This window comes from Burkholderia sp. MSMB1078WGS, assembly GCF_001528895.1.
Taxonomy (GTDB): domain Bacteria; phylum Pseudomonadota; class Gammaproteobacteria; order Burkholderiales; family Burkholderiaceae; genus Burkholderia.
In genome coordinates this window covers 1-16,378 of the sequence record NZ_LPDI01000032.1, presented here as the reverse complement: position 1 = coordinate 16,378, position 16,378 = coordinate 1, and the positions used below count along the sequence as shown (strand labels likewise).

At 66.9% G+C, this 16,378-nt stretch carries 16 protein-coding genes; 8 read left to right on the top strand and 8 right to left on the bottom strand.

The window, feature by feature from the left end:
* Positions 1-120 precede the first annotated feature (120 nt).
* The 8 genes from WT24_RS07210 to WT24_RS07175 all read left to right on the top strand — a co-directional run bounded on the left by WT24_RS07210 (position 121) and on the right by WT24_RS07175 (position 7,119).
* Complete coding sequence (locus WT24_RS07210; protein WP_059500648.1) at positions 121-867, top strand: YoaK family protein; 747 nt, start codon at positions 121-123, stop codon at positions 865-867.
* Positions 777-1,445: a hypothetical protein gene (locus WT24_RS35075; RefSeq protein WP_060032254.1), complete on the top strand. Its 669-nt coding sequence runs from the start codon at positions 777-779 to the stop codon at positions 1,443-1,445. The genes WT24_RS07210 and WT24_RS35075 overlap by 91 nt, the downstream gene beginning before the upstream one ends.
* Positions 1,442-2,563 (top strand): porin, encoded by a 1,122-nt coding sequence (locus tag WT24_RS07200; RefSeq protein WP_059790990.1) that lies wholly within the window; start codon positions 1,442-1,444, stop codon positions 2,561-2,563. Before WT24_RS35075 ends, WT24_RS07200 begins: the two co-directional genes overlap by 4 nt.
* A gap of 374 nt (positions 2,564-2,937) precedes the next feature.
* Complete coding sequence (locus WT24_RS07195; RefSeq protein ID WP_034208778.1) at positions 2,938-3,165, top strand: hypothetical protein; 228 nt, start codon at positions 2,938-2,940, stop codon at positions 3,163-3,165.
* A 241-nt stretch (positions 3,166-3,406) separates the two neighbouring features.
* Complete coding sequence (gor, locus tag WT24_RS07190) at positions 3,407-4,762, top strand: glutathione-disulfide reductase (RefSeq protein WP_060032250.1); 1,356 nt, start codon at positions 3,407-3,409, stop codon at positions 4,760-4,762.
* A 511-nt stretch (positions 4,763-5,273) separates the two neighbouring features.
* A complete protein-coding gene (locus WT24_RS07185) occupies positions 5,274-5,945 on the top strand; it encodes a CsgG/HfaB family protein (protein WP_218921295.1) in 672 nt (223 codons plus the stop codon).
* A gap of 57 nt (positions 5,946-6,002) precedes the next feature.
* Positions 6,003-6,434: a DUF4810 domain-containing protein gene (locus tag WT24_RS07180; RefSeq protein WP_059500653.1), complete on the top strand. Its 432-nt coding sequence runs from the start codon at positions 6,003-6,005 to the stop codon at positions 6,432-6,434.
* Positions 6,435-6,444: 10 nt separating this feature from the next.
* Positions 6,445-7,119: a DUF799 domain-containing protein gene (locus WT24_RS07175; protein ID WP_059500654.1), complete on the top strand. Its 675-nt coding sequence runs from the start codon at positions 6,445-6,447 to the stop codon at positions 7,117-7,119.
* A 90-nt stretch (positions 7,120-7,209) separates the two neighbouring features.
* Here WT24_RS07175 and WT24_RS07170 read toward each other — a convergent pair whose 3' ends face one another.
* The 8 genes from WT24_RS07170 to WT24_RS07135 form a co-directional block, all read right to left on the bottom strand.
* Entirely contained in the window at positions 7,210-8,511 is a 1,302-nt protein-coding gene (locus WT24_RS07170) for an FAD-binding oxidoreductase (protein WP_060032247.1), read from the bottom strand.
* A gap of 22 nt (positions 8,512-8,533) precedes the next feature.
* Positions 8,534-9,838, bottom strand: coding sequence for an FAD-binding oxidoreductase (locus tag WT24_RS07165; RefSeq protein WP_059500656.1), 1,305 nt, complete (start codon positions 9,836-9,838; stop codon positions 8,534-8,536).
* Between the two features lie 97 nt (positions 9,839-9,935).
* Positions 9,936-11,519 (bottom strand): DUF3138 family protein, encoded by a 1,584-nt coding sequence (locus tag WT24_RS07160; RefSeq protein WP_060032244.1) that lies wholly within the window; start codon positions 11,517-11,519, stop codon positions 9,936-9,938.
* Positions 11,520-11,633: 114 nt separating this feature from the next.
* Positions 11,634-12,473 carry an ABC transporter permease subunit gene (locus WT24_RS07155; protein WP_034208583.1) on the bottom strand — a complete coding sequence of 280 codons (840 nt, stop codon included), beginning with the start codon at positions 12,471-12,473 and terminating at the stop codon, positions 11,634-11,636.
* Positions 12,470-13,456, bottom strand: coding sequence for an ABC transporter permease subunit (locus WT24_RS07150; protein WP_059500658.1), 987 nt, complete (start codon positions 13,454-13,456; stop codon positions 12,470-12,472). The genes WT24_RS07155 and WT24_RS07150 overlap by 4 nt, the downstream gene beginning before the upstream one ends.
* Before the next feature lie 10 nt (positions 13,457-13,466).
* Positions 13,467-14,621 carry an ABC transporter ATP-binding protein gene (locus WT24_RS07145; protein WP_059500659.1) on the bottom strand — a complete coding sequence of 385 codons (1,155 nt, stop codon included), beginning with the start codon at positions 14,619-14,621 and terminating at the stop codon, positions 13,467-13,469.
* A 186-nt stretch (positions 14,622-14,807) separates the two neighbouring features.
* Entirely contained in the window at positions 14,808-15,923 is a 1,116-nt protein-coding gene (locus WT24_RS07140; protein WP_059500660.1) for a polyamine ABC transporter substrate-binding protein, read from the bottom strand.
* Positions 15,924-15,984: 61 nt separating this feature from the next.
* Positions 15,985-16,378, bottom strand: a 394-nt coding sequence (locus WT24_RS07135; protein ID WP_156441763.1) for an aminotransferase class III-fold pyridoxal phosphate-dependent enzyme, incomplete at its 5' end; no start/stop codon positions are given.

Below are 16,378 nucleotides of genomic sequence, written 5' to 3'. Positions count from 1 at the left end.
TATTGACGCGCGGCATGCGGCGAAGCCGGGCCGCGCTGTGCCGGTGGCGCACCTGCCGGCACGGCCGACATTCGCACCGCCCGCCGCGCGCGGCCGGGCGGCGCCCACCACGGAGGATCGATGGATCTCGACGGCGCCAGCCGCAATCTCACTGTCGCCGCATTGCTGACGCTGTCCGGCGGCTATCTCGACGCGTATACGTACGTCGGCCACGGCCACGTGTTCGCGAACACGATGACCGGCAACGTCGCGCTGCTCGGCATCAACCTGTCGGCCGGCGAATGGGCCGCCGCGCTGCATCACGTGCCGCCGCTCGTCGGCTTCGTGATCGCGGTGTTTGTCGCGCACCTGCTCGGCCTCGCCGCGCAGCGCGGCTGGATGCGGCATACGGCGTTCGCGAGCCTGATCGTCGAAATCGCGTTTCTCGGGGTCGCCGCGAGCGGCCTCGTCGGCGTGTCGAGCGCGTGGCTGATTCCGGGCATCTCGTTTGTCGCGACGCTGCAGACGCTGTCGTTCACCCATCTCGAGGAACTGTCGTACACGTCGGTGATGACGACCGGCAACCTGCGGCGTGCCGCGCAGAAGCTGTTCGTCGGGCTGATTCCGCGTTACGACGCGGGGGCGCTGCACGATTCGGCGCTGCTCGCGACGATCAGCTTCTGTTTCCTGGCCGGCGCCGTGGTCGGCGGGCTCGTGACGCGGCTCGCGCCGGACATCGCGCTGTGGGGCGCCGTGCTGCTGCTCGTCGGTGCATTCGCGGAGATCGTGCGACGTGCATGGCGTCGCGCGGGGAACGGCGGTGCAGGCGACGCGGGCGGCAACGGCGGCGCGGGCAACGGCAGCGACGGGGCGACGCAAACGGTCTGACGGCAGGGCAGGGCAGGCGTGGCAAGCGGCTGGCCGCAGGCCGCCGCACCGAGCGCACCGAGCGCACCGAGCGCACCGAGCGCACCGAGCGCACCGAGCGCACCGAGCGCACCGAGCGCACCGAGCGCACCGAGCGCACCGAGCGCACCGAGCGCACCGAGCGCACCGAGCGCACCGAGCGCACCGAGCGCACCGAGCGCACCGAGCGCACCGACGACACCGACGACACCGACGACACCGACCACACCGACCACACCGACCACACCGACCACACCGACCACACCGACCATTTCGCCACGATCCGCGTGAGCGCGCCGCACCATCGAACCTTACAGCGCCGCGCGTGCCCGCCGACTCCGCCGCGCCCCGTCCCGCCGCCGGGCGAACGAGACCTGGCGCGGGAAACGTTGTTCCCGGACGACAATCGCGCGATTGCCGCGTATTTCAATTTCTTTCAGCGTTCGGACTCGTCTTATGATTCAGCCCACATCGCGCCCGCCATGAACGTTCGCGATCGCCACCCGGCTGCGCACGCGGCCGGTCATGAATGGAGACACCTAAAAAAGGAAAGCTCATGAAGCAGACCACCCGACTCGCAGTCATCGCAGGGGGCGCGGCGCTGGCCTTCGCCAGCCAGTACGCATCGGCACAAAGCTCGGTCACGCTCTGGGGCGTCGCCGACGCCAGCATCCGTTACCTGACCAACGCCAACGCTAAGAACGACGGCCTGCTGTCGATGACCAACGGCGCGATCACGAACAGCCGCTTCGGCATCTACGGCACGGAAGACCTCGGCGGCGGCCTGAAGGCCGTGTTCAACCTCGAGAGCGGCGTGAACCTGCAGAACGGCGCGTTCGCCGACAGCGGCCGCCTGTTCAACCGCGCGGCGTACGTCGGCCTGCAGAGCCCGTACGGCACGGTGACCCTCGGCCGCCAGAAGACGCCGCTGTTCGACCTGCTGTCGGATACCTACGATCCGCTCACCGTCGGCAACTACCTTGAAAACGCATGGCTGCCGGTCGCACTCGGCGCCGGCCTGTATGCGGACAACCAGATCAAGTACACGGGCAAGTTCGAGGGCCTGACGGCGAAGGCGATGTACTCGACCGGCACCAACTACGAATCGACCGGCGCGGGCGGCTTCTCGGGCCAGATCCCGGGCTCGCTCGGCAAGGGCAATGCGTGGGGCGTGTCGCTGTCGTACGTGATGGGCCCGCTCAGCATCGCGGCCGGCGCGCAGCAGAACAGCGACAACTCGGCGCGCAAGCAGACGATCTATCACGCGAACGTCGTGTACGCGTTCAGCAAGGCGAAGATCTACGCGGGCTACCTGCGCTCGAAGGACGATACGGGCTTCGTCGACAGCCTGCTCGCGCAGCAGACGATTCCGGTCGCGAAGGGCACGGGCCGGATCGACGACGGCCCGTTCGCGGGCGTGAGCTGGCAGGTCAGCGCGCCGCTGACGCTGACGGGCGCGTTCTACTACGACCACATGCGCAACGCGATGACCACGAACGGCACGCTCGCGAGCGGCAACCGCTATGCGATCGTCGGCATCGCCGAGTACGCGCTGAGCAAGCGCACCGAGATCTACGGCACCGTCGACTTCAACAAGACGAACGGCGCGGCGAACGTGGAGCTGCCCGGCCGCAGCAACCAGACGGGCATCGCGATCGGCCTGCGCAATATCTTCTGACGAACGCCGGAACGCATGCGCCGGCTTCGTCCGGCGCGCATCGAAGAGGCTCCGCGAGGAGCCTCTTTTTTTTCGTCGCGCGACCTTCATACGCGCACCCGACTATTCGGCAGGCGCTCCATTGCGGAAGTCCCGCACCGTAAGCGATCCGTCGGCAATCCAGAACATACTTTTACAGTGCGCGCGCATGCTTTCCGCTACGCTGCGTGCATCGCTCGTGGCATGCCGTCTGGCGTGCGCGTGCGTCGTTCCGATGGCGCTCGGCGCGCGCGGCCGGCCTGGTGCGTAACTTGTGTATCCGGCGATGACAAACGCGGTCCGCCGGTTTCTTTCGTGGGACGATGCGCTCACGATTTTCTTGAAAGGGGATGACGATGGGTATCCTGAACACCGTGGGTGAAATCGCCGGCGCGATCGCCGCCGTCGAAGGCGCGGAAAAGCTGGATCCGGACGCGGGCCTGCTGACCAAGGCGGCCGCGGCCGTCGCGGGTTTCAAGGGCGCCGAGGCGATCGAGGGCATGCTCGAGAAGAAGGAAGAGAAGCCCGAACAGGCGGCGGACGATACGCAGGCGACGGACGGCAGCGACACGTCGCAGGCATGAGCATGGCGGCCGGTCCGGCCGCGGGTGCGCCCTTCGCGCGCTCGGGTCGACCGGTGCCGCGCAATCGGCAGGTCGGGCATGCGGTCGATCGGTGACGCATGGCACAACCGCCGGCCGGTTTGACCGGCGAGAGGCGTCGTCTCTCGCCGTTTTTTATTGGGCGCGCGACGCGCGCCATGCGCCGCACGAATTCCCGAATCTTGCTATCGTGCCTCCATTCGAACTGCGATGAGGGGATGCGATGGATTTCGACTACGACCTGTTCGTCATCGGCGCCGGCTCGGGCGGCGTGAGGCTCGCGCGCATGTCCGCGTCGTACGGCGCACGCGTCGGCATCGCGGAAGAAGAGCAGATCGGCGGCACCTGCGTGCTGCGCGGCTGCATCCCGAAGAAACTGCTGGTCTACGCATCGCACTACCCGCACGAAGTCGACGACGCGAAGGGCTTCGGCTGGACCTTCGGCGCCGGCAAGCTCGACTGGCCGGCGCTGATCGCCGCGAAGGATCGCGAGATCAACCGGCTGAGCGACATCTACATCAACCTGCTGCTGCAATCGGGCGTCGAGATGCACGCCGGCCGCGCGACGCTCGTCGATGCGCACACGGTCGCGATCGGCGCACGCACGTTCCGCGCGCGCCACATCGCGATCGCGACCGGCTCGCGGCCGTCGCTGCCGCCGCGGCCCGGCATCGAGCATGCGATCACGTCGCGAGAGGCGTTGTCGCTCGCGGCGCTGCCCAGGCGTATCGCGGTGGTCGGCGGCGGCTATATCGCGGTCGAGTTCGCGGGCATCTTCAACGGCTTCGGCAGCCACGTCGACGTGTTCTATCGCGGCGACCAAATCCTGCGCGGTTTCGACGACGACGTGCGCCGGTTCCTGACCGACGAGATGACCAAGCAGGGCGTCGCGATTCATGCACGCGCGGTGATCGGATCGATCGAGCGCGCGAGCGACGGCACGCTGTTCGTGCACGTCGGCGACGTGCGGCACGGGCCGTACGATCAGGTGCTCTATGCGACGGGCCGCGTGCCGAACGTCGACGGGCTCGGGCTCGAGCAGGCGGGCATCCTGCTCGATGCGCGCGGCGCGATTGCCGTCGATGCGTATTCGGCGACGTCGGTGCCGTCGATCCACGCGATCGGCGACGTCACGTCGCGGCCGCAGCTCACGCCGGTCGCGACGCGCGACGCCGGGCTGCTCGCGCGCACGCTGTTCGGCGGATCGCGCGTCGCGGTCGATCACGCGTACGTGCCGTCGGCCGTGTTCAGCCAGCCGGAGGTCGCGACGGTCGGCCTGAGCGAAGCCGATGCGCGGCACGCGCACGGCGACGTCGATATCTACCGCACGTCGTTCAAGGCGCTGCGCCACACGCTGTCGGGCCGCGACGAGCGCACGCTGATGAAGCTCGTCGTCGCGCGCGACAGTCAGCGCGTGGTCGGTGCGCACATGGTCGGCCGCGATGCGGGCGAGATCATCCAGGGCATCGCGATCGCGATCCGCGCGGGCGCGACGAAGGCGCAGTTCGACGACACGATCGGCATTCATCCGACCGCGGCCGAGGAATTCGTGACGATGCGACAGAAAGTGGCCGATTAGCGGAAACCGTATGCGCGTGTGCGGCTGGAATGCCGGACGGCTTATTGTCGGGATATCGGCCGTTCGGATCGACGGCGCGAATGACGTGTGTCGATATCGCCGGATCGATCGTCAATCCGGCGATATCGACACGGAAGACCGGCGCAGACCGGTCGCGTGCCGCGCGAGCCCACGCGTGCAACGCTTCGCGCACGAATAAGCGGCGTATTTAATATAAGTGCGAAAATCGTCAATTATTATCAAGATACTCCGTCTTGATAAACAGGCTTGATATGATCGCGAAAAATCATATACGGGGCCGACCATGCGCAATCAACAGTGCAGTAACCAGAATAACGAAATCATTCGTGTGCGCGATCCAGGCGCGCATCGCATTTCCCTCCGTCTTTTGCCGTAACGCACCCGTTGCGCGCCCCCTTCCCTGACTTGCCGCGATCGCCGAACCGGCGATGAGCGCGTGCATGAGCCTCGCGCAGCGGCATCTTTTCCAGCAAGGAGACCAGCAGTGAACATTCAGACACGACGCACCGTCCTCGTGGCGGCAGCGGTCGTCGCGGCGCTGTCCGGCTGCGCGACCGAATCGTCGCGCACGCTCGACGTGCCGGCCGTCAGCAGCGCGCAGAAGCCGTACGCGGGCAAGCCCGTCGCGATCGCCGTCGGCAAGTTCGACAACCGCTCGAGCTACATGCGCGGCATCTTCTCCGACGGCATCGACCGCCTCGGCGGACAGGCGAAGACGATCCTCGTCACGCGCCTGCAGCAGAGCCGCCGCTTCAACGTGCTCGATCGCGAGAACCTCGACGAGATCAAGCAGGAAGCCGGCTTCATGAAGAAGGCGCAGGCCGTGAAGGGCGCGAACTACGTGGTGACGGGCGACGTGACCGAGTTCGGCCGCAAGGACGTCGGCGATCATCAATTGTTCGGCATTCTCGGCCGCGGCAAGACACAGGTCGCGTACGCGAAGGTCAACCTGAACATCGTCGACACGACCACGTCGGAAGTCGTCGCATCGAGCCAGGGCGCAGGCGAGTTCAGCCTGTCGAACCGCGAGGTGATCGGCTTCGGCGGCACGGCCGGCTACGACTCGACGCTCAACGGCAAGGTGCTGGACCTCGCGATCCAGGAGGCCGTGAACCATCTCGTCGACCAGGTCGACGCCGGCGCGCTGAAGGCGGCGCAGTAAATGCCGCGCGCGATACGACACGCACGAATCATTTCACCCACCAGAAGAGACAAGACCATGAAACGGGGAATCTGGCTGCCGGCGACGGCGGCTGCATTGCTGCTCGCGGGCTGCGCGGCGCCGACCACGCCGCCGCTGTATCAGTGGACCGGCTATCAGCCGCAGGTGTACGAATACTTCAAGGGGCAGCAAGCGCCGCAGCAGCAGATCGATGCGCTCGAAAAAGCGCTGCAGGAGATCCGCGCGAAGGGCCATACGCCGCCGCCGGGTTTCCATGCGCATCTCGGGATGCTGTATGCGAGCGTCGGCAACGAGCAGCAGGCCGAGCAGGAACTGCAGGCCGAGAAGCAACTGTTCCCGGAATCCACGGCGTTTATGGATTTCCTGATGAAGAAGAAGGCCGGTGCATCGAAAACCGCGAATCCGGCGGCCGCCGGCCAGACCGTTGCCGGTCAGAAGAATGCCGATTCGAATTCCGCCAAACAGTGACACGCCTGCCATGTTCAAGACACTTTCATTCAAGCTGCTGTCCGTACTGTCGATCGCCGCGCTGCTGAGCGCGTGTGCGCAGCCGGTACAACGTCCCGACTACACGGCGTTCAAGAAGAGCCAGCCGCGTTCGATTCTCGTGCTGCCGCCGGTCAACGAAACCACCGACGTCGGCGCAACCTACGGCGTGCTGTCGCAAATGACGCTGCCGCTCGCCGAGTCCGGCTACTACGTGGTGCCCGTTGCGGTGATGGACGAGACGTTCAAGCAGAACGGCCTGACGAACGCGACCGATATCCAGGCTACGTCGCCGGCGAAACTGCGCGAGATCTTCGGCGCGGACGCCGCGCTGTATTCGAAGGTCACGCAGTACGGCTCCGTCTATCAACTGATCGACAGCACGACGATCGTTTCCGCGTCGGCAAAGCTCGTCGACCTGAAGAGCGGCGACGTGCTGTGGCAGGGCGAGGGCCGGGCGACCGGCAAGGAAGTCGGCAACAACATGAGCGTCAATACGTTCGGGATCGTCGGGGCGCTCGTGCAGGCGGCCGTCAAGCAGGTCGCGCATTCGCTGACCGACGAAGCGCATGACGTCGCCGGGCTGACGAGCACGCGGCTGCTGTCGGCCGGCCCGCCGAACGGGCTGCTGTACGGGCCGCGCTCGCCGAAGTACGGTACCGACTGACGCGCTGCGGCGTCACGCCACGCCTGTCGTCCGGACGGCCGCTCGAAACGAGCGGCCGTTTTGCTTCTGCGCGGCAATGCCGCGCGCCGCTCAATGCACGCCGAACGCGTCCAGCAGCCGGTACCAGCTCATCGCGAGCACCAGCGCCGGCGTGCGCAGCGCCTCGCCGCCGGGGAAGTCGCGATGCCGGATCTTGTCGAACACGTCGAAGCGGCTCGCCTGGCCGTCGATCGCCTCGGCGATGAGCTTGCCCGCCAGCGCGGTCGTGTTCACGCCGTGCCCCGAAAACCCCTGCGCGAAGTACGTCGTCGGCGCGATGCGGCCGAAATGCGGCGCGCGGTTCATCGTGATGTCGACGAAGCCGCCCCACGCATAGTCGACCTTCACGTCCGCGAGCTGCGGGAACGTCTTCAGCATGTCGGCGCGCATCGCCGCCGCGAGGTCGCGCGGCTCGCGCGTCGAATAGCTGACCTTGCCGCCCCAGACGAGCCGCGTGTCGGGCGCCGGCCGGAAATAGTCGAGCACGAAGCGGCTGTCGCAGATCGCCGCGCGCGCGGGCATCAGCGCGGCGGCGCGCGCTTCGCCGAGCGGCTCGGTGGCGATCACGTAGGTGCCGACCGGCATGATCTTCCTCGCCAGCGCAGGCGCGAGCGTGCCGACGTAGGTGTTGCAGGCGAGCACCACGAAGCGCGCCCGCACGTTGCCGCCGCTCGTCTCGACGACGTGGCCGCCGGACACGTCGCGCACGCGCGTCACGCAACTGTCCTCGTGGATGCGCACGCCGGCAGCGGTGGCCGCCCGCGCGAGGCCGAGCGTGTAGTTGAGCGGATGGAGGTGGCCGCTGTCGGGGTCGTACAGGCCGCCGCAATAGCGGGCCGACTGCACGTAGTCGCCGAGTTCGTCGGCTTCGACGAAGTGGAAGCGGTCGTAGCCGAAGCGCTTCGCGGCTTCGTCGCGCCACCGTTTCAGCGCATCGGCGTCGCGTTCGGTGTTGGCCGCGGTCAGGTAGCCGGGCACCAGCGCGCAGTCGATGTCGTGTTGCGCGATGCGCGACTTCACGAGCGACAGCGTTTCGAGCCCCATGTCCCAGATCCGCTTCACGTCGGCTTCCGGCATGAACTGCGCAAACGTGTCGATGTCGCACGCGAAGCCGCCGATCAACTGGCCGCCGTTGCGGCCGCTCGCCGCCCAGCCGACGCGCGACGCTTCGAGCACGACCACCGAATGGCCGCGCTCGGCGAGATTGAGCGCGGCGGACAGGCCCGTGAGGCCCGCACCGATCACACACACGTCGGCGTCGGTCGTGCCGGCGAGCGGTGCGTGGCGGGTCGTGTCGTTGGCGGTCGCCGCGTAGTACGACGCGACGTGCGGCTGGTTGGCGAATGTCTGCATGGGGAACACGTATCAAGAGGGTTCAGAACAGCTCGCGCACGCGGTGGTACAGCATCCCGAGTTCGAGCGCGGGTTGCCGCCATGCGTCGCTGCCGGGAAAGCGCCGGTGGCGCAAACGGGCGAACAGGTCGAACGCGCGCGTGTCGCCCGCGATCGCGCCGGCGACCGCGCGCCCGGCGATTCCCGTGAGCGCGACGCCGTGTCCGCTGAAGCCCTGGACGTAGAAGAAGTTCGGATCGATCGCGCCGAAGTCCGGCGCGCGGTTGCGCGTGACGTCGACGAAGCCGCCCCACGCGTGCTCGACGCGCACGTCGCCGAGCTGCGGGAACACGCCGACCATGCGCTGCCGGATCGCTTCGGCGAGCGCGGCGGGCGACGCGCCGGCCGAATTCGCGCGGCCGCCGAACAGCATCCGGTGGTCGGCCGACAGCCGGAAGTAGTCGAGAAAGAAGTTGTTGTCGCACACGGCCTCGCGCCGCGCGATCAGCGCGTCGGCGCGCGCGCGGCCGAGCGGCTCGGTCGCGATGATGTACGACGCGATCGGCGCGATGCGTGCGGCGGTGGCGGCGGGCAGCACGCCGCCGGGCCCGGCGTTGCAGCACGACACGACGAAACGGCAGCGCACTTCGCCCGACGGCGTGCGCACGACGGGCCGCGCGCCGCGCACGACGTCGAGTGCCGGCGTGTGCGCGTACAGCGCGACGCCTTCGCGGCGCGCGGCATCCGCGAGGCCGAGGCAGTACTTGAGCGGATGCAGATGGCCCGACAGCGGATCGTGCACGCCGGCCAGGTACCGCGTCGATGCAATGCGCGCCTGGATCTCGCCGGTATCGAGCCACGCGAGCGACGGATGGCCCCAGCGCGACGTCGCGGCGTTCATCCATGCGCGCAGGTCGTCGATGCGGCGCGGCTTCGTCGCCACCGTCAGGTAGCCGCGCGTGAAGTCGCAATCGATCCCGTAGCGCGCGATGCGATCGGCGATCAGCGCGACGCCGTCGAGCGACAGCGACCACGCGGCGCGCGCGCCGTCGGCGCCGAGCTGTTTCTCGATCACCTCGTCTTTCGCGAAGCCGGTGATCGCCTGGCCGCCGTTGCGGCCCGATGCGCCCCAGCCGGGCCGGTGTGCATCGAGCACGGCGACGGACAGCCCGTGCGCGCGACAGTCGAGCGCCGTCGACAGGCCCGCGAAGCCGGCGCCGATCACGCAGACCTCGACGTCGATCGCCGCGTCGAGCATCGGATCGTCGGCGACGGGCCGCGTGGCCGTGGCTTCGTAGTACGAGTCGCGCGCGAGCGCATCGGCGCGGCGGGTGAAAGACTGCGTCATGAAACCGACTCCCTCGACAAGGCTGCAACGGCGCGCAGCCATTCGCAATACGGCGCGGGACGCCGTGCGTGCGGCACGGCGCCCCGCGCGTCCTGCATCAGAACGAATAGATGAACTGCGTCGCGAGCAGATCGTTGGACTTGCCGTACGAGCCGTCGTTGCGCAGGAACACCTTGTTGTTCGCCCAGTCGTGCCGATATTCGACCTTCACGGTGATCTGCTGGGTCGGATAGAACAGCAGGTCGAGCGCGACGTCCTGGCGCACCGCGCCCTTGCACTCGAAGCCCAGGCCGCCGCCGGCCTTCGACATCGCGAGGCAGTCCGCATCGACGCCGAAGCCGTTGCTCGGGTCCATCCCGTTGCCGTTCAGCGCGATGCCGCCGCCGCCGCCGCCGTTCTTCGAGTTCGCGAGCAGGTCGTAGCGCAGCGTCACGCCCATGCGGCCGACCACCGGCGCGTTGAACTTGCGGTGCGCGAGCAGCGACAGCCCGTACCACTGCGCGAGCCCGCCGTTGAACGCCGCATGCTGCTGCCGGCCGTAGTCGACTTCGGCGTTGTACTGCACGTCGGCGAGCGTGTAGGTCGCATCGAGTTCGCCGAAGAAGAACGAGCCGTAGCCGCTCGGCGCCGCGCCGCCCGGGCCGTAGTGGACGACGCCGTTCTCGTCGATCGCGCTCGACAGCGTCTGGCGGCCGATGTTGAACGAGCCGCCGAGATCGAGCGCGCTCGACCACGTGTAGTCCGCACGCGCGGTGAAGGTCGGCACCTTGTTGCTGGTGGTGATCGGGTCGCCGAGCGCATTGGTGCCCGTCTGCGTGACCGAACCGTACGTGCGGTACTGCTCGTTGCCGAGGAAGAACTTCCACGCCCAGTTGCCCTTCGTGTAGTTTGCGCCGACACCGACGTAGCTGCCCGGATCGGAGAAATCGTACAGCAGGTTGTGCGTGAGCGTGAGCATCTGGTTCGACTGCTGCACTTCGTAGCCGCCGAAGCTCGGGATCAGGCCGGCGACCAGCGTCGTTTCCGCGGTGATCGGCACGTTGACGACCGCCGTGTTCAGCAGGTTGTCGGTGATCGAGCCGCGCGAGTTCTGCAGCAGCGTGATGCCGTTGCCGCGGTTCGGCATCAACGTGATTTCGGCCGACGGCGCCATCGGGCCGACGCCGAACGTCTTCTTGATGTCGAGGTAGAGATCGCCGAACGTGCTGTTGAAATAGTTGTACGCGTTCTCGTGGTTCGCGAACAGGAACGACGAAGTGCCGGCCGCGCGGTTGTAGATGTAGGTCGGATCGATGTAGCCGGTGACCGACAGGCCGGCGAGCGGGCCCGTGGTGGCCGCGTCGGTCAGCGAGTCGACCTTCAGTTGCTGGTTCGCGATCTGCTGCTTCATTTCGCTGACCTCGTCGTTGGTCAGTGTCGCACGTGCCTTGCCGTAATCCGGCGAACCCGGGTCGGCGGTGACCGCGACGGCGCCGCCGCCGGCCATGCCGCCGCTCGCGCCGGACGTCGCGACCGCCGTGCCGCCCGGCTTCGCGGCGAGTTGCGCCTGCATGGCCTTCATCTGTTTCTGCAGTGCCGCGACCTGCGCCTGCAGCGCCTTGATTTCGGCGGAGGTGGAACCGGCCAGCGCGATGCCCGGCAACGCGCCGGCCACCAGCAGGCAGATCAGTTTCTTCTTCATTGCGGATTCTCCTAGTCGTGCGCCTGTCAAATCGGGATCGAATCGCGCGCCCCCCTGAGGCCGCGCGTCATGCTTGTCTGCAGTGCTTGTTGTCTTCGAAGCGGAGGCGGCCCGTCACGCCGCCGCAAACGCCGCCTTCAAGTCGGCCATCCGGCGCCGCTCGCGCGCGATCATCGTCCGGTTCACGACGATCACGCCGATCGTCACGGCGGTGATGAACAGCGTCGCCAGCGCATTCATCTCCGGGTTCAGCCCCAGCCGCACGCGCGAGAACACCACCAGCGGCAGCGTCGTCGACCCCGGCCCGGACAGGAACGCCGACAGCACCAGATCGTCGATCGACAGCGTGAACGACAGCAGCCACCCCGACAGCAGCGCCTGCGAGATCAGCGGCAGCGTCACCACGAAGAACACCTTCAGCGGCGTCGCGCCCAGGTCGAGCGCGGCCTCCTCGAGCGACTTGTTCATCTCCTTCACGCGCGACTGCACGATGATCGCCACGTACGACACGCACAGCATCACGTGGCCGATCCAGATCGTCGCCATCCCGCGCCCCTTCGGCCAGCCGAACATCTGTTCCAGCGCGACGAACAGCAAGAGCAGCGAGATCCCCTGGATCACCTCCGGAATCACCAGTGGCGCGTTGATCATCCCCGTGTACAGCGTGAAGCCCTTGAAGCGGCCGAAACGCGCGAGCACGAAGCCCGCCCACGTGCCGATCACGACCGACGCGGTGGCCGTCAACAGGCCGATCTTCAGCGACAGCCAGGCGGCGGTCAGCAGCTCGTCGTCGTCCAGCAGCGCCGCGTACCACTTCAGCGAGAAGCCCGACCACACCGTCACCAGCTTCGACTCGTTGAACGAGTACACGACGAGGCTGACGATCGGGATGTACAGAAACAGGAAGCCGAAGGCGAGAACGCCCGTCGACAGCGGTTTGCTCGGCTTGATCATTTCGCGTCCTCCAGTTCCTTGACCTGGTAGTACTGGAACAGCGCCATCGGCACCAGCAGCAACAGCACCATTGCGACCGTCACCGCGGACGCCATCGGCCAGTCCATGTTGTTGAAGAATTCATCCCACATCACGCGGCCGATCATCAGCGTGTCGGCGCCGCCGAGCAGCTCCGGGATCACGTACTCGCCCACCGCCGGGATGAACACCAGCAGGCTGCCGGCGATGATCCCGTTCTTCGACAGCGGCAGCGTGATGCGCGTGAACGCGACCCACGGCTTGGCACCCAGGTCGTACGCGGCTTCGAGCAGCGTCAGGTCCATCTTCACGAGGTGCGCATAGAGCGGCATCACCATGAACGGCAGGTACGAATAGACCATCCCGATGTAGACGCCCGCATCGCTGTGATAGAGCCGCAGCGGCGTGTGGATGATGCCGAGCGCGATCAGCGTGTGGTTCAGGAGGCCGTCGTCCTTCAGGATGCCGATCCATGCGTACACGCGGATCAGGAACGACGTCCAGAACGGCAGCATCACGGCCATCATCAGCACGTTGCGGCGGTTCGGCTCCGAACGCGCGATGTAGTACGCCATCGGATAGCCGATCAGCAGGCACAGCACCGTCGACACGGCGGCCATCTTCAGCGAGCTGAGATAGGTCGCGATGTACAGGTCGTCCTGCAGCAGGAACGCGTAGTGCGACAGTTGCAGCGCGAAGTGCACGACGCCGTCCTTGATCTCGACGAGCGACGTGTACGGCGGGATGCCCATCACCTGGTCGGCGAAGCTGATCTTCAGCACCAGCACGAACGGCAGCGCGAAGAATACGGCGAGCCACAGGAACGGCACGCCGATCGCGACGCTGCGGCCCGACGGCAGGAAGCGCGACAGCGCGGCGAAGCGGTTGCCGCGCCGGGTGGCCGGCGTGGCGGCGGGCGCGCCGGTCGACACCGGCGCGGAAGGCGTGGAAGCGGAGGTTCTCATCGCGGCGTCCTCACTGCGTCAGCACGACGCCGCTGGCCGGCGACCACGACACGAACACGTCGTCGTTCCATGCCGGCGCGCCGTCGTTCATCAGGTGCGAGCTCGACAGGTTCGACACCACCGTCTTGCCGCTCGGCAGACGCACGTGGTACAGCGAATAGCTGCCCATGTACGCGATGTCGGTGACGACGCCGCGCGCCCAGTTGTGCTTCGAGCCCGGCTTCTCGCGCGACACGTGCACGCGCTCCGGGCGCACCGAGATGCCGACCGGCATCCCGAGCGGGCCGGTCACGCCGTGGCTCACGTACATGCGGGCTTCGAGGTCGTCGCTTTCGACGAAGATGTGATCGGGCTCGTCCTCGACGACGCGGCCCTCGAACAGGTTGGTCGAGCCGATGAATTCGGCCGAGAAGCGGCTGTTCGGGTATTCGTAGACTTCGCCGGGCGAGCCGATCTGCACGATCTTGCCTTCGCTCATCACCGCGAGGCGGCTCGCCATCGTCATCGCCTCTTCCTGGTCGTGCGTGACCATCACGCAGGTCACGTCGACCTTCTCGATGATGTTCACGAGTTCGAGCTGGGTCCTCTGGCGAATCTTCTTGTCGAGCGCGGACATCGGCTCGTCGAGCAGCAGCAGCTTCGGGCGCTTCACGAGCGAGCGGGCCAGCGCGACGCGCTGCTGCTGGCCGCCCGAGAGCTGATGCGGCTTGCGCTTCGCGTACTTGCTCATCTGCACGAGCGCGAGCGCGTCGGCCACGCGCTCCCTGATCTCGTGCTTCGGCGTGCCTTCCTGCTTCAGCCCGAATGCGACGTTCGATTCGACCGTCATGTGCGGGAACAGCGCGTACGACTGGAACATCATGTTGACGGGGCGGCGGTACGGCGGCAGCGACGCGAGATCCTCGCCGTCGACGAAGATCTTGCCGGAGGTGGCCGTTTCCAGCCCGGCAAGCATGCGCAGCAGCGTGGACTTGCCGCAGCCCGAGCTGCCGAGCAGCGCGAACAGCTCGTTCTTCGCGATCGTCAGGTTCACGTTGTCGACGGCCGTGCTGTCGCCGAATTTCTTCACGACGTTTTCGATGCGCACGAACGCGTCGTTTTGCGTACGGGGCGCCGTGGCCGGTTGGGTCTGTCGTGCGGCAGCGGAAGAGGGTATCGATTGCATGGGAGTCACCATTCGTTCTTCACGGATTGCAGGCGTGAGCGTCCCCGCGCAAGGCGCGCAACGCGACTCGCGGACGACGGCTCGTGCCGGATGGAACAGCGCGCGCGGCGCGCGGGCGGACGGAGGTCCGCGAATGTCAGGCGGGCAGGCGTACCGCGATGCCTGCGCCGCCGCGATGCACGGCGATCAGTGGCCCGTCTTCAACTGAGCCCACAGACGGTTCTCGAGGCGCAGGATGTCGGCCGGCATCGGCTTCATCAGCACCATCTTCTTCAGCACGTCTTCGGGCGGGTAGACGGTCGGGTCCTGCGCGACGGCCGGCGTGACGAATTGATGCGCGGCCTTGTTCGCGGTCGGGTAGAACACCGTGTTGGTGATCGCCGCGTTGACCTTCGGATCGGACACGTAGTTGATCCACTTCATCGCGGCTTCCGGGTGCGGCGCATCCTTCGGGATCACCATCACGTCGAACCACAGCAGCCCGCCTTCCTTCGGGTTCGCGAACTTGATGTCGTACGAGCGCTTCGCTTCGGCCGAACGACGGTGTGCGATGCCGACGTCGCCGGACCAGCCGAGCACGACGCACACGTCGTTGTTCGCGAGGTCGTTGATGTAGCCGGACGAGTTGAACTGGGTGATGTACGGGCGGACTTTCTTCAGGACTTCGAATGCAGCCTGGTAATCGCCCGGGTTCTTGCTGTTCGGATCCTTGCCCATGTATTGCAGCGTGGCGGCGAACACGTCGACGGCCTGGTCGAGGAACGACACGCCGCAGCTCTTCAGCTTCTCCATGTTGGCCGGATCGAACACCAGCGCCCAGCTGTCGACGGGCGCCTTGTCGCCGAGCACCTTCTTCACCGCCTGGGCGTTGTAGCCGATGCCGTCCGTGCCGTACGCCCAGGGTACGCCGTACTGGTTGCCAGGATCGGCGTCGGCGATCATCTTCATCAGCAGCGGGTCGAGGTTCGCGAGGTTCGGAATCTTCGACTTGTCGAGCTTCTGGTACACGCCGGCCTGGATCTGCTTGGCCATGTAGTTCGACGTCGGCACGACGATGTCGTAGCCGGAGCTGCCGGCCAGCAGCTTCGCCTGAAGCGTGTCGTCGCTGTCGTAGTTGTCGTACTTGACGTGAATGCCCGTCTGCTTCTGGAAGTTCGGGATCGTGTCCGGCGCGATGTAGTCGGACCAGTTGTAGACGTTCAGCTCGTCGGCATGCGCCGACGGGCTGGCGACCGACGTGAGCGCGGCCGCGGCGGCGAGGGCGGCGACGGAGCAGGCTTGGCGAAGAATACAGGCACGCATGGTGGAGTTCCCCTGGTTGTGGCGGCGTGCGGCGCCCGCCGCACGCCCGTAGGCAAGGCCGTTACGAAATACCCAGTTGCTGGGCGGTTGCATCGACGGCCTTCTTCGCCTTCGACACGAGTTCATCGATTTCCTGACGCGAGATCACGAGCGGCGGCGACAGCAGCATTCGGTCGCCGGTCGCGCGCATGATCAGGTTGCCGTTGAAGCAGAAGTCGCGGCAGATCGTGCCGACGTCGCCGCCGTTCGCGAAGCGGCGGCGTTCGGCCGGCGCTTCGGCCAGTTGCAGGCTCGCGACCATCCCGTGGCCGTGCACTTCGCCGACGATCGGATGACGCGCGAATGTTTCGCGCATCAGCGCCTGGAAGTACGGGCCGGTGTCGGTCTTCACGCGCTCGACGATGCCTTCGTCGCGCAGCAGCTTCAGGTTCGCGACCGCGACGGCCGCCGCCACC